Here is a 14,757-nt window from a genome sequence, read left to right on the forward strand (position 1 = left end):
ATTTCAAACGTTATCTCTATTTTTGTCACTCTGTCGGCGTTCTCACTTAAAACTGAATCCTTACTTCACCATCCTGATTCTCAAATTTAAATGACAGGCCCTTACCGGCTTTCGTTGCTTTAACAGCGCTATTGTTCACGCTTATTGTTTTTACTTTCCCAAAACCATGCAAAATCAAATTAATATGAGTGAATTTGGACGGATGATTTCCTTCCGTTGTATCCAATACAATTAATTTATTTCCAGGATCAAACCGGATAACGCGTTTATAAAATTCGCCTTTTTCGTAATTGTAGGATAAGCCGTCGTCCTCGTAATAAACAAACTGGTTGGGTTCATCGCCATTCCAGATGTTTAGTTCCAAAATACCATCGCCCTTTTCGGCTGTGTTTTGTATAACCGATTGCATGGGGATAATTGCCGAGGCCTTAATAAATACAGGGAGATCTGTTAACGGTGCTTCAGCGGTAATCACCTGCAGGCCAATAAACTTTTCTTCCGTACTTAAACGGTACCAGTTTCCTTTAGGCAGATACACATCGGCGGTATCATCGGTGCTAACAGTCGGGCAAATCAGGATAGCATCGCCAAACAGAAATTGGTTTTGATATTTAGGATGATAGATATTCTCGTCGTGGGTATAGTCGATGGCTAATGTGCGGCTCACAGGCAAGCCAGTTTGATGGGCCTGGTAAAACGATGAATAGATGTAGGGCAACAAGCGGTAGCGTTGCTGGATGTCTTTTTTAATAATGGCTTCGTTTTTAGTGCCCCACTGCCATGGTTCCCTGTAAACAGTGCCGATACAGGCGTGGTTACGAAACATCGGCGTATAAACTCCTAGCGAGTTCCAGCGCACCATTAGTTCAGGGGTAGGGTTGCCGGTAAAGCCGCCAATATCAACACCTATCAATGCCATGCCGGTAAGCCCCAAGCTGTTAACCAGCCTTTGCCCCAGTAGCATGTGCGCGTCGTAGGCGGAGTTATCACCCGTCCACACGGCAGAGTAACGTTGTGTACCCGCGTACGCCGCCCTGGTGAGTACAAAAGGGCGTCTGTTTTTTAATATTTTTTTGGTGCCATCATAAGTAGCTCTTGCCATTTCCATCCCGTAGGCATTGCGTAACTCGGGCATTGGGCGCTTTCCAAATTGCATCAGCGAGGGTATGTTTTGCCCCCAGGCGGCAGGCTCGTTCATATCATTCCAAAAGCCATCTACGCCGGCATCGGTTAATGCCGTAAACGATTTGCCCCACCAGTCCCTCACATCGCCCCTGAAAAAATCCGGAAAATGGCACCGGCCCGGCCAAACATTGGCAATGTATTTTTCGCCGTTGGGGTAGGTGGCAAAATAGTTTTTTTTGATGCCCTCGTCATATTGTTTGTAGCCTTTTTCTACTTTAATGCCCGGGTCAACAATGGTTACCAAATGGAAACCCATCGCTTTTAGTTCATCCATCATGGCTTTCGGCTCGGCAAAGTTTTCGGGGTGCCAGGTAAATATCTTGTAGTTATCCATGTAGTCGATGTCGCAATACACCACATCGGCCGGTATCTTCTTTTTGCGGAATGTCTGCGCTACCTTTAATACCTCCTTGGCCGACATGTAGCTCCACCGGCATTGCTGATAGCCCAGGCTCCATAGAGGTGGCATTTCCATTCGCCCGGTTAACCAGGTGTAGTCTTCCAGAATTTTGGTTACGCTTTGGGCCCCAAAAAAGTAATAGTTCATGTCGCCACCGTCAGCACCGAACCAACTCATCTGCTCGTCGGTAGTGGCGCCAAAGTCAAAATAACTTTTATGTGTGTTATCCATAAACAAGCCATACATCAAACTGCTATGCAGGCCGATAAAAAAAGGAAAGGTTTTATATAAGGGATCGGTTTTAATGCCGTGCTCTGAAGCATCCGTGTTCCAGTTGACATAAGAGGTTCCCCGGCGGTCCAGGTTGCCGGTTTTCTCGCCCAGGCCAATAAATTTTTCGTCGGGGAATAATTTGCGATACGTAATTACCTGCTCACCCTGCCAGTTGGTGCCAAAGCGTTCATCATCGGCGCTTAAAAGTTGATCATCCGCAGTATAAAAACTAAACCTCAAAGGCGATTTATTAATGCGGAGTTTCAGGGTTGACGTTCTGACCTCGATCGAGTCGGGCATATCCTTGTAGCTGATTTCCGCAGATGGTTGTTGAATAACGGCGAACGACTGATCTGGCGCGGAAGGCGATTTAGTCATATTAACCCGGATAATTGTAGGGCTGTAAATATAAATATGCGCCTCTGCCATGGCTGTTTTGATAACCAGCTTATCGCCGCTTACTTCTATCCGTTGTATGTCACCTAAAAGTTCTGTCTGCATGTTTGTACTGTAGGTATGTGCAATAGCGCTACTGCTTATATCCAACACCTAAAACGTTTTAATGGTTTGGAATAAGGTGAGATAGCAAAATGGAGGCTGCTATAGCCTTATTTCAATAGGTGTGCCGATAGGAGTATGGCTGTACAGATCGTCAATTTCAGCATTGGTTAGGGCGATGCATCCGGCTGTCCAGTTGTACCAGCGGTGAAATTTACCAATAAAACCCAGGCCGTTGGTAAGCCCATGTATTTTAATATCTCCGCCGGTTGGCAGTTTAAACTTTTTGGCTTGTTGCACGTCGGCTTGGTTAGGATAAGAAATACCTAAGTTTTTATGGCAAACGCTGTTAGGGTTTTTGGCGTTGATAAAATAGACGCCGTCGGGAGTTTTACCGTCGTGCTCAAACTGTTTTTTGCCTGCCGGGCAGCTACCTAATGATATGGCATAAGTTTTAATCAGTTTGCCCTGTGCGTAAACCAATAACTGCCTGCGCGATTTAATCGCTATCATTTTATCGATAGTGATGTGAGCAGGTAATTTAGGTTCGGGCATAAAGTAATAGCCCGTTAGCCCGGTTAACAATAACAAACTTAAAGCAATTGCCGCTTTTTTGAACATCATTGTTAGTTTGTCGGTTAATGTATTCTGTAACTGCGGGCTCAATACGCAACAATAATTATGGTTGTTTTACATCATCTATTAAAATAATCGCCTGGGCTCTTTCCAGTAACTCATCACGGCCCGCCTTAACCCCAGCGATAGTAGGCTCCACTTGTTCATCTATTTTAACACCTATGCGTTGTGTTTCTGTACCGTCCGGATAAAGCACACCTAAGCCTGAGATCATGGTGGAAATACCTCCCGGTAAAACAATATCAGATACATTGCCATCCGCGCCAGCGGTAATACTGCCAATAACTTTTACATTGGGCGAACTTTGGAAAGCCATGGTGGTATATTCGGCCTGGCTCTGTGTTATCGCATTAACTATAACAATTACTTTACCTTTGTACTCGTTTAACGTGGGAACAGGCTGTTCATCACTGGTTTCGATCAAACCCGGCGCAAGCAGATTAGCTGCTGTAAATTTTACAAACGGTGCCGAGCCGCTTTTAATATAGGGCACAAAAGTAAAGGGCATAAATTCCGATGGGTAACAGCGCATATCTATAATAATACCTTTGGTGTCCTCAAAAAGTTTTTTGATAGCCGGAAGGTCTGTATTGTGATATCGCCCAGGGTATAGGTAGCCTATTTGGTTGTTAATTAGCCGATAAGCGGGTTTACCACGGTCAGGATCGGCAATAGCTCCAAAATCAACATTACCGTAGGGTAGTCCGTTTATATCAGCGAGTTTTTCATGATTACCTTCGGCTATGCCGAACTCAAAGTGCTGGTTATTGCTGCGCAATAAATAATTGCGCGGCATATCCCTTAACTGGGTTTCGTAATTTGAAGCCGCGGTTAAGGGCAGATAATTTTCAATCAGCGTACTAACTGTTGTGCCATTTATAGCTGTAATTACGTCACCTATTTTAAATGTTTGCTTTGCAGCAAGGGTATCCCGGTAATAGCCGGTTACCACCAGTTTGCCCTCGATAAACTTGGCCTGGAACGGTGCTATGTATTGGCCGCGGTAGGCTTCGAGTTCTTTATTATAACTCCAGATATTGGCATGGGTGTCATGGATGCCACAAATTAATTTCAGAGTAGTTAAGGTATATTGCTGTGCGTTGCTATCATTAACAAACTGAGGTATAAACAGGGGCAGCACTTTGTTCCAGTCGCCGGTTAAATGTCGATCGGGATAAAAATATTGGATCATGTTCCAGTAACGGAACAAGCATAGCAGCCGGTAACCGGCATCCGGAAACGCCATAGCTTTATAGCCTTTTTCATGGTCAAAGATAGGGTTGCCTATTGGTGTAAACCTGATGTAAAATTTTTGATCACTACGGTTATTTAAAATATCTGTTAGCTTGGCAATGAGAGAATTGCTTAATAGGGTATGGTCAAAAATAAGTCCATATTCACGTTGTAGTTTTACATTTTTGCCCTTATAAGGTTCGCATGTATTGCAGTGCTTAGGCACGCCGATCCCGTCTATCCATTGCTCAATAGCTTTGCTAAGGGCAATATTATTATCGGCATTAAGCACGGCAGGCATCACCCTGAATAATTCGGCATCCATATTGATATCACCCCTGGCAACCGCGTAATGGTGGTACTTTACAAAGCCCCAAACCTGGCCCAATAGGGTTAAGTTTAGTATTTGTTGTGTACTGAGTTTAGCGCTGGCGATGCCGGAGCCATTGCTGAAGGCGGTATCCTGATCGGCTTTCTTTAGGATCAGTTTTTTTGTCTGAGCCTGATCGATAGGTTTACCGTTGATATAAAGACGCACGTTATCAAACCAAATCTTCCCCTGGCCCGAAAGCACCGCGCCGCCAGCAATGTTAGTTGCTTCTTCATCGTTATAAGGTAATTTAATGCTATACTCGGTCCAGTCGGCGGTGCCGTGCAAATTTTGCGTTTGCATGTTGTTAAAAGCCTGAGTGCCCTCTATCTTTAACCAAAATCCGGCCCAGCCGCTTACATTTTCCATTTTGAGGTAGCCGCGCAATTCAATCTCTTTTCCCTTAAAAGTTTGCGGAATGCCAAATGCCATGCTGCCAAAACCGCCACCAGTAGTTTTGCTGTTGATGGATACCGAATACTTACCCTGCTGTTTTACCGTGCTATCCAACTTAAAATCATAAGCCGAAGCCGTATTTTGGGGATATATCGTCCAGCCAATAGGCAAATGGCGTGCCGGATCGATATGTTCCATATCGCCTTCAAGTTTAACTTGCGTAAATGCTGGTTTATAAGATAAGCAGCCTAATAGTAAAAGGAGGATGTATAGGTATTTTTTCATGAACTGAAAGTAGACGTGTTATTTTCTTAGGTACGATTAAGAACAATATAAAAGTACAATAAAGAAATTATTTGTACCTATGGGTTAGGCTAAAATAATACATGTTAACGATTTGAAATGAGGGCTCAAATTTGCGGATTTGAGTATGACGATAGTTGTGAATCCACATAGCGAACAAGAAGAAAAAGTATTACTGGCTTTTTTAAATAGCCTTCAGTATTATTATCAGGCTAATATTGATGATATGAGTTTGACGAGCTCCCAGCAGCAAGAAGTATTGCGTAGAGATCGTGATTTATGCAAGGTAAAACAGAAGAGCGTTCATGGGATGAAGTAAAAAAAGGATTTGGAGCGTGTATACCGTTAAACTACTTAAACAGGCAGAACTCGACATAACTGACGCATGTGTTTGGTATGAGAAACAGCAAAAAAAGATTGGCATCGCGTTCCTTAAAAGAAGTGGCTCTATAACGTTTTGTATGGGTACTAAAAATTCGATTTGTAAGTGATAGGCTAAGCCAAGATTTTACTAATGATCTTTTGGTGAAATTCTATTACTGTTTTAAGATTGTATTTTTAACGTAGCTCTCGATTATCAATATTTTATGTCTTCATGAGTAGCAGATCAGGCCCCCCAAAAAAAAAGATGGCGTTTTGAACCTTCGTGATCTTCTTTGGTACAAAGGCAAAGTGCGCAAAGGCCCCGACTGCACGCCGGGCCGGGAGTTGGCCTGTGGGTGGAAGGATCGGGCAGTCTTGATTTTTTTGGTTCTTTTTGTATCAAGACAAAAAGAACAAAGCCCTTCACGCGGCGATTGAGCGTGCCGATGTAGTAAATTAAAAATACTGATTATTAGCGCAAAAATAGACGAATTGATAATCACCAATTTACTAAGGCATCGTTATAACTGTAATTTACTGTTTGTTTTTCATCAAAAAGGCAGCATGTTTTTATGCTATTATAAATTACGACTTGGAATTCCAGCGGACAAACTAAAACTACTTTACCCACACTATTCGTTACACAGCTAAAAATTCAGATTCGCCACCCTTCAGATCTTTCCTGATTTTCTGGTTTATCATGTGGATGAGATAAACAAAATAGTTTACGTGAACGCGGTTTTTCACACAAGCAAAAATCCAGGGAGAATATAACCTGATAATTAAACAACAAATCCCGCTCAAGGCGGGATTTATCAATCAGTATCATATCTAAAACCTTATGCCCACAAATTGGCAGGATAGGTTCCGTTTTCAACTAAAGCAGAAATGCTTTCCTGCACGATAGGCTTATCTTCTTTATAAGTTACACCGAACCATTTAGAAGCTGTTGGAACAACTTTAAATGATGCTACGCCGGTTTTTATCAGTTCGTCAGCAACCAAGGGGATAAAAAATTCAGCTTTAGGGTTGGTTTCGTTAGCGTCAACAAAGCGTTTAAACATATCCAGGCTTTGATCAAAAACAGCCGGGGTAAAGCCCCAAAAGTTCATGGATACGCGTGTATCGTTCGGCAGTGCATGTTCGCCTTCGGCGTCTTTGTAAGCAACTTTGCCACCTTCGGTAAAGTAAACCTCGGTACGCTCGTTAATTTCAACCATGTTGCCTTCATCATTAACCTTACAAACACCGCGCGATACTGAACCGTAGTCGGATAAGGTTCTGTCAACTTGGTAACCAATTAAGGAGTATTTATCGTCGGCCACTTCAGTAGTTAAAAATTTGGCCATTTTTTCAAATGAATCATAACCATAAAAATCATCGGCGTTAATAACGCAAAAGGGTTCTTTAATGGCATGGCGGGCAGCTAAAACGGCGTGGGCAGTTCCCCATGGTTTAGCGCGCTCAACGGTTTTATCAATACCGTACTGTTGCAGGTCGAAGTTTTGAAACACGTAATCTGTTTCAATTTTTCCGCTTAGTTTGGGTTCAAATATCCCTTTAAAATTATCCAAAAACTCTTCACGGATGATGAACGTAACCTTACCAAAACCGGCCTTAATGGCATCATATATAGAATAATCAATAATGGTTTCCCCGTTGGGGCCAAAGCCGTCAACTTGTTTCATGCTTCCATAGCGACTGGCCATCCCTGCGGCCAATATTAATAGTGTAGGTTTCATAAATGCTAAAGTAATTATATTTTGGATTGCTTGTTAAACGGATGTATAATTTAATAAATTAATAATATGATGGACAATTGACCAGTAGATAAATTGTTTAATTTTTAATATACCTGAAATCCTGGCCGGCCTGAATGTTTAACAAAGTTTCGTAGATCAGGCTGATTACATTATCCACATCTTCCTGGTGGATCATCTCAACAGTGGTGTGCATATACCGGAGAGGAAGCGAGATCAATACCGAAGGCACGCCACCGTTTGAGTAAGCAAAAGCATCAGTATCGGTACCGGTTGAGCGGGAAGAAGCCTGCCGCTGGAACGGTATCGAAGCCTTCTGGGCTGTTTCAATCAATAGTTTGTTCAGGTTATTTTGTATGGCCGGTGCGTAAGATATTACGGGCCCTTTGCCGCAAGCCAGATCGCCCTGGGTTATCTTGTTGATCATCGGCGTTTGCGTATCATGCGTTACGTCGGTAATGATGGCTACATCTGGGTTAATATAATCGGCTATCATTTCTGCTCCGCGCAAGCCAATTTCTTCCTGAACGGCGTTTACAATATACAAACCAAAGTCCAGCTTTTTGCCGTTCTCCTTTAACAAACGGGCTACTTCGGCTATCATAAAACCGCCTACGCGGTTATCTAAGGCGCGGCCAACATAATAGCGGTTATTTAAAACCATAAACTCATCCTCGTAGGTAATTACGCAGCCTACATGGATACCTAAAGCTTCAACCTCATCTTTGGTAGTGCAGCCGCAATCCAAAAAAATATTTTTTAAGGTTGGCGCTTCTTCCTTTTCGCCGCTGCGGGTATGGATGGCAGGCCAGCCAAATATGGCTTTAACAATGCCTTTATCGGTATGGATATTAACCCGCTTTGAGGGCGCTATCTGGTGGTCGGAACCTCCGTTACGGATCACGTAGATTAAACCATCGCTGGTAATGTAATTTACAAACCAGGATATCTCATCGGCGTGAGCCTCGATAACAACTTTATAGGAAGCTTTTGGATTGATGATGCCTACAGCGGTACCGTAGTTATCAACATAAGTTTCATCAATATAAGGTTTAATGTACTCGAGCCAGAGCTTTTGCCCTTCGGCTTCAAAGCCGGTAGGAGAGGGGTTGTTGATATATTTTTCTAAAAAGGAGAGTGATGCAGGAGTAACAACAGGTATGTGTGTTTTTTCTTCAGATTTTTTTTTAGCCATGATCAATGAAATTATAAAATGGCGCTGCCGCGCGGAAGCAAATATAGTAAACCAACTTGCAAAGCCATAAGTTTCTGTACTTTCGGGTGCTCATAAAGTAGGTTAATTATACAGCAATTTATTTCTGAGTTAACACTGGCTTTATTTGCAACACACATCTTTGTAATGAGTGATTTTAAATTCATACATTTAGTTTAGTTGGGGAACAAGTCGGCATTTTGGGTTGCCGGCTTGTTTTGTTTTCAACCTAAAGTAACCTTTCCATTATCTCGTAATCCAAATTGTTTTTAGTGAAATTTTCTCCAGTTTGCCTGAAGCCTGATTTGAGGTAAAAGCCGATAGCCTGTGCGCGTGCATTGCACCAGACGCGTTGTGCACCCTCGGCCTTTGCAAAATCTATAACATAAGCCAGTAGGCTTGTACCAACGCCTTTACCTTGAAAGGCTGGCTGAACGGCAAATTTGCGGAACTGAAAATCGGACCCTTTAGAGAATAATGATACCACGCTCACCAGTTGGTTATCTGCAAAAGCGCCGAAATGGTGGCCATCCTCATCCTCATCCATCTGCATTTGATGAATAGGTTCATCGGGATATAAAACCTCATGCCTGAGCCGCCAGGTTAATCGGGGTGTTATTTGTTCAATGTGGATCATATCGTTGACGGTAAATTTAGTATTAACCCATCAGAAGGTAAGTAGGGTTGCAGTGCTTTTCCTCAAGATGGTTGTAACGCCTCGGCATGGCGCGGGCCCATGTTTTTGCTTAGCTGGCGTTTTGCCGTCGTTAACAAACGGAAACCGTATGTACAACCACTTTTATAAGATCTAACAATTTCCACCTTACCTCTTACCTCTTGCCTCTTACTTCTCCCTTCCCGCTCAAAAGTTACAAGGGCATGTTCCCATGTTTTTTTCTGGGTAGGTTAACTACTTTGTTTTCGAGCATTTTAAAAGCTTTAATTAATTTTTTACGGGTTTCGGCAGGCTCAATTACCTCATCAATAAAACCCCGTTCGGCAGCGCGGTAGGGGTTGGCAAAGGTATCCGAGTACAATTGTTCCATCTCTTTCCATTTGGCTTCTGGGTCGGGCGCGGTAATTATTTCGCGTTTAAATATAATTTCGGCGGCACCTTTGGCTCCCATTACCGCAATTTCGGCGCTGGGCCAGGCATAGTTCATGTCAGCTCCAATATGTTTGGAGTTCATTACATCGTAAGCGCCGCCGTAGGCTTTGCGGGTAATTACGGTAATGCGTGGTACCGTAGCTTCGCAAAAGGCGTATAGCAACTTGGCACCGTTGGTGATAATGCCTTTCCACTCCTGGTCGGTTCCGGGCAAAAATCCGGGAACATCTTCAAATACCAGTAATGGGATATTAAAGCTATCGCAAAAGCGGATGAAACGTGCGCCTTTGGTTGACGAATTGATATCCAGCACACCGGCTAAAAAAGCCGGCTGATTGGCTACTATCCCTATGCTCCGGCCAGCCAAACGCGCAAAACCGACTACAATGTTTTCTGCAAAATCCCGGTGTACCTCCAGGAATGTACCTTCGTCAATTACCTCTTGCAATATATCGCGCATATCATAAGGTTGCGATATGTTTTGAGGCAGGATGGTATTTAGCGCGGGCCTTTGTTCGTCACTTGCATCGTAAGGTAAAGCAGGGGCGGTTTCCTCGCAATTTTGGGGCATGTAACTCAATAGCTTTTTTACATGCTGTATGGCCTCAATCTCGTTAGTGCAGGCAAAATGTGTAACGCCCGATTTGGTGGCATGGGTATTAGCACCTCCTAATTCCTCGGAGGTAACCACCTCGTGTGTTACTGTTTTAACCACGTTGGGCCCGGTAACAAACATGTAAGAGGTATGCTCAACCATCAAAATAAAATCGGTAATGGCAGGAGAATATACGGCGCCGCCCGCACATGGGCCCATAATGGCCGATATTTGCGGCACCACGCCCGATGCCATGGTATTACGGTAAAATATATCGGCATAACCGCCGAGCGAAACTACGCCTTCCTGGATGCGTGCCCCACCGGAGTCGTTCAGCCCAATTACCGGCGCACCGTTCTTCATGGCCAGATCCATAATTTTGCAGATCTTTTCGGCATGGGTTTCTGACAGCGAACCGCCAAAAACGGTAAAATCCTGTGAGAATACGTAAACTAAACGGCCATTGATAAACCCATAGCCAGTAACTACACCATCGCCCGGATAGTTCTCTTTTTCCATACCGAAGTCGGTCGACCGGTGTGATACCAGCATACCGATCTCTTCAAATGATCCTTCGTCCAATAAAAAATGCAAACGCTCGCGGGCGGTTAGCTTCCCTTTTTTATGCTGACTATCAATACGGGCCTGGCCGCCGCCTAACAGCGCCTGGTCTTTTTTTAGTTTTAGCGTCTCCAGTTTTTTATCCACTTCTCCGGTTTTATTAATTGTTAGTGGTTAAAAATAGGAATTATCTTTGAGTACTTTAAGAGGGGCTGTTATTTCGAAGTTTTGTTTGCTGATGCAGATGATCTGTTGGTAGCTGGACGCAGACATGCTATGCCGATGAAAATATTTCTGAAGATTTATTGTGCGTTGTATATCAGGATAAATTGGCCTTTACAGTCCGGCTAACCACTTGTTGGTGGCATTCTTTTTTGTATGTGGACTTTATATTAATGGAGAAAAACTTTAAAATGTAATTTAATCCATTATTTTTGACTACTGGTTACCAGTTAAACCAGCTAAAACATACAGGGATGCTGAGGCAAAACAAGGATAAACGTACGCTAAGAGCTAACCTGATGCTGGCATCCTCAACCGCGTTTGTGGCGGGTGTTACCAATGTTGCTGGAGTAATTGCGTTTTTAGCTTTTACCACCAACATTACCGGGCACGTGGCTTTGTTGGCTCGCAAGGTTAATGCACAAGACGTTGAGGAAACTATAACCGTATTTGTCTGGTTGTTTATGTTTTTTATGGGCGCATTTGTGTCGCATTTTTTGGTGCGAACCTATGAGCATATCAGCAGGTATAAGGCGCATGCCTTCCCCATACTGGTAGAAACCATTGTGTTATTTTTGGTTGCTATTTATGGTAATCATTTTTTTAGCGGGAGCGATGCCGAGCGTGAAGTAATTATAGGGGCCATCCTGTTTTCGATGGGTTTGCAAAATAGTTTGGTATCCACTATATCCGGCGGCTTAATCAAATCATCGCATTTAACAGGTTTGTTTACCGATGTGGGGGCTGATGTAGCCGAGTGGATCCATCCGCGTACAGCCAAAACATCCGTTGTGAAAAACAGGCTGTACATTAGGCTTACCGTGCTTGCTTTTTACTTTTTGGGCGCTTTGGCAGGTGGGTACTTTTTTGAATTGTACAACTTCCGGGTGTTTTATTTTATTCCGTTTATTCTTATCAGTATACTACTCTACGATATTTGGGACGTTATATTCCACAAACTGGGGCGTAAGCTTAGTCCAGGTTTGCCAACTAAATAATCAGTTAACCAGCTAATTCTATGTGCGCTAAAACAGACAACAATTCAAGCCAGATCATTTACGAAAGTTTATTGGAAGGAAATAGAAAATTTGTAGCCGAAACTCTTCAAAATGATCCGCAATATTTTGAGAAACTGGCTAATGGCCAAAAGCCGCCGGTGCTTTGGATTGGCTGCGCCGATAGCCGTGTTCCGGCTAACCAGATTACCAATACCGCTCCGGGCGAAGTGTTTGTGCATCGTAATATAGCCAACGTGGTGGTTCACTCCGATATGAACATGCTTTCGGTATTGGATTACGCCGTCAATATTCTGGAAGTGCAACATGTGATAGTTTGCGGTCATTATGGTTGCGGTGGAGTTATTGCCGCCCTCGGGAATGATGAAAATGGTTTGGTTGATAACTGGTTAAGACACATTAAGGATGTTTACCGCCTGCATGAAGCAGAACTGGATGTCATTACCGACCAGAAAACAAAGACCGACCGGCTGGTTGAACTCAATGTAATGGAAAATGTAAATAACCTTACTGCCACATCAATAGTACAGAACGCCTGGAAAAACGGAAAAGACCTGAGTGTACACGGATGGGTTTATACCCTAACTACAGGTTTTATTAACGACCTGAAAGTAAGCGTTAAAAGTAATGATCATATAAAAGAGGTGTTTAAATTTAAATAAAGGCAAACACTGTCAACAAAAAAGAGCGATGAGTTAACCTCATCGCTCTTGCTTTAGTTATAGCTCTTTATCGAGAAACGGATACCTGTAATTCTTAGGCGAATCAAAAGTTTCCTTAATGGTTCTTGGCGATACCCATCGCAACAGGTTGATCATAGAGCCAGCCTTATCATTAGTTCCCGATCCCCTGGCGCCGCCAAACGGTTGTTGGCCAACAACCGCTCCGGTAGGTTTATCGTTTACATAAAAGTTTCCGGCGGCGTTGCGTAAAGCATGCGATGCCTGGGCTATGGCGTAACGGTCTTGCGCTATGATACACCCCGTGAGGGCGTAGATTGAGGTTTGATCAATCAGGTTTAATACCTTGTCAAAATCGGCATCCTCATACACATAAATAGTGAGCACCGGGCCAAACAGCTCCTCGCGCATGGTAACATATTGCGGGTCGGTGGTTACAAGCACGGTAGGCTCAATAAACCAGCCTTTGCTTTTATCGTATTTGCCACCGGCAATAACCTCAACAGCACTATTCTGGTGAGCCTGATCAATATATCTGGCTAACTTATCGAACGATTTTTCGTCGATCACTGCGTTAACAAAATTTTCAAAATCTTCAACAGGTCCCATTTTTAATTCGCCCAGATCGTTAAGCAAGCCGGTTTTGATGGCAGGCCATAACGATTTAGGCAAATACGCCCTCGACGCTGCCGAGCATTTTTGTCCCTGGTACTCAAAAGCGCCGCGTACCAAAGCAGTTGTAGCTACTTCAACATTGGCGCTCGGGTGTGCCAGCACAAAATCTTTACCACCGGTTTCGCCTACAATGCGTGGGTAGGTTTTGTATTTATGGATGTTGGTACCAATAGTTTTCCAGATGTTTTGGAACACTGGGGTTGATCCGGTGAAATGTACCCCTGCAAAATCAGGATGGCTGAAAATGATATCGCCAGCCATAGGGCCATCAACATAAATCAGGTTGATTACCCCAGCCGGTACCCCAGCTTCAATAAAAACCTGCATCAAAACGTTGGCAGCGTAAACCTGGGTATCATTAGGTTTCCATACCACCACGTTGCCCATCATGGCTGCCGAAGCAGGCAGGTTGCCGGCAATAGCTGTAAAATTGAAAGGCGTAATAGCGAAAACAAAACCTTCCAGCGGGCGCTGTTCCACACGGTTCCAGATTCCTTTAGGGGATACAGGGGGCTGTTGGGCATAAATTTCGGCCATGTACGATACATTGAACCTTAAAAAATCCACCATCTCACAAGCGGCGTCAATCTCGGCCTGGTAAGCGTTTTTAGATTGGCCAAGCATGGTAGCCGCATTAATTTTAGCGCGGTAAGGGCCGGATAATAAATCGGCAGCTTTTAAAAATATGGCAGCGCGTTCTTCCCAGGCTAAGGCTTCCCAGTTGGCTTTAGCGGCCAGTGCTGCGTTAATGGCGGCGTGTACATGGCTTTCGTCGCCTATATGATAGGTTGCCAGCACATGCTGATGATCATGTGGTGGGCGCACAGTGCCGGTTTTGCCGGTACGTACTTCCTGCCCGCCAATATACATGGGTATATCAATTTGCTGGGCACGGCCCTCTTGTAGGGCAGCCTTAAGCGCGGCGCGTTCCACACTGCGCGGTCCGTAATTTAAAACCGGTTCGTTTACCGGTTTGGGTATGTTAAAAAATCCTTTAAGCATGTCAGTTATAAATGTGGATGCAAAGATAAGGAATTTGTAAATGCTGGGTAAGTCGCTTATTTAAATGTGAGAGTTAGGTTAGCTTTTGGTAAAGTTAGCGGCAGGGTAGCTGTAATGCTCAGTTTAAGAATGTGTTTAGCCGGTAGTCTGAGACTACCGACATATTTATTCGAAGTCAGAGACTTCGAATAGCGGCGTTCGTAGACGGAGTCTAACAGCAGTAGCCGACGTTTCAAATAGAAAATATCAAAAAAAGTGCTATTCGAAG

The 14,757-nt window shown here is 43.7% G+C and carries 11 protein-coding genes; 3 read left to right on the top strand and 8 right to left on the bottom strand.

Annotated features, from left to right (window positions below; translation table 11 throughout):
* Positions 1-46 precede the first annotated feature (46 nt).
* From MUCPA_RS21925 to MUCPA_RS21935, 3 genes are all read right to left on the bottom strand, one after another.
* Positions 47-2,359, bottom strand: a complete 2,313-nt coding sequence (locus MUCPA_RS21925) for a glycoside hydrolase family 31 protein (RefSeq protein ID WP_169316193.1) — start codon at positions 2,357-2,359, stop codon at positions 47-49.
* 99 nt (positions 2,360-2,458) lie between these two features.
* Entirely contained in the window at positions 2,459-2,980 is a 522-nt protein-coding gene (locus tag MUCPA_RS21930; RefSeq protein WP_008509392.1) for a L,D-transpeptidase family protein, read from the bottom strand.
* Positions 2,981-3,035: 55 nt separating this feature from the next.
* On the bottom strand, positions 3,036-5,276 hold the full coding sequence (locus tag MUCPA_RS21935; RefSeq protein WP_040626256.1) for a S41 family peptidase: 2,241 nt from the start codon (positions 5,274-5,276) through the stop codon (positions 3,036-3,038).
* Between the two features lie 145 nt (positions 5,277-5,421).
* On the opposite strand from MUCPA_RS21935, the gene MUCPA_RS21940 reads away from it, so the two are divergent.
* Complete coding sequence (locus MUCPA_RS21940) at positions 5,422-5,613, top strand: hypothetical protein (protein WP_008509394.1); 192 nt, start codon at positions 5,422-5,424, stop codon at positions 5,611-5,613.
* Positions 5,614-6,496: 883 nt separating this feature from the next.
* Here the strand turns inward: MUCPA_RS21940 and MUCPA_RS21945 are convergent.
* From MUCPA_RS21945 to MUCPA_RS21965, 4 genes are all read right to left on the bottom strand, one after another.
* The gene (locus MUCPA_RS21945) at positions 6,497-7,399 is read right to left on the bottom strand and encodes a nucleotidyltransferase family protein (protein ID WP_008509395.1); all 903 of its coding nucleotides are present in this window, start codon (positions 7,397-7,399) and stop codon (positions 6,497-6,499) included.
* A gap of 97 nt (positions 7,400-7,496) precedes the next feature.
* Entirely contained in the window at positions 7,497-8,612 is a 1,116-nt protein-coding gene (locus tag MUCPA_RS21950; protein ID WP_008509396.1) for a M42 family metallopeptidase, read from the bottom strand.
* 247 nt (positions 8,613-8,859) lie between these two features.
* Complete coding sequence (locus MUCPA_RS21955) at positions 8,860-9,267, bottom strand: GNAT family N-acetyltransferase (protein ID WP_008509397.1); 408 nt, start codon at positions 9,265-9,267, stop codon at positions 8,860-8,862.
* Positions 9,268-9,499: 232 nt separating this feature from the next.
* A complete protein-coding gene (locus MUCPA_RS21965; RefSeq protein ID WP_008509398.1) occupies positions 9,500-11,041 on the bottom strand; it encodes an acyl-CoA carboxylase subunit beta in 1,542 nt (513 codons plus the stop codon).
* A 329-nt stretch (positions 11,042-11,370) separates the two neighbouring features.
* Here MUCPA_RS21965 and MUCPA_RS21970 point away from each other — a divergent pair, with 329 nt between their 5' ends.
* Together MUCPA_RS21970 and can are read left to right on the top strand one after the other, a co-directional pair.
* Positions 11,371-12,114 carry a YoaK family protein gene (locus MUCPA_RS21970; RefSeq protein WP_008509399.1) on the top strand — a complete coding sequence of 248 codons (744 nt, stop codon included), beginning with the start codon at positions 11,371-11,373 and terminating at the stop codon, positions 12,112-12,114.
* 20 nt (positions 12,115-12,134) lie between these two features.
* Entirely contained in the window at positions 12,135-12,794 is a 660-nt protein-coding gene (can, locus tag MUCPA_RS21975) for a carbonate dehydratase (RefSeq protein ID WP_008509400.1), read from the top strand.
* Between the two features lie 57 nt (positions 12,795-12,851).
* Here the strand turns inward: can and pruA are convergent, their stop codons facing one another.
* Complete coding sequence (gene pruA / locus MUCPA_RS21980; RefSeq protein WP_008509401.1) at positions 12,852-14,489, bottom strand: L-glutamate gamma-semialdehyde dehydrogenase; 1,638 nt, start codon at positions 14,487-14,489, stop codon at positions 12,852-12,854.
* Positions 14,490-14,757: the final 268 nt, after the last annotated feature.

The organism is Mucilaginibacter paludis DSM 18603 (assembly GCF_000166195.2).
GTDB classification, from domain to species: Bacteria; Bacteroidota; Bacteroidia; order Sphingobacteriales; family Sphingobacteriaceae; genus Mucilaginibacter; species Mucilaginibacter paludis.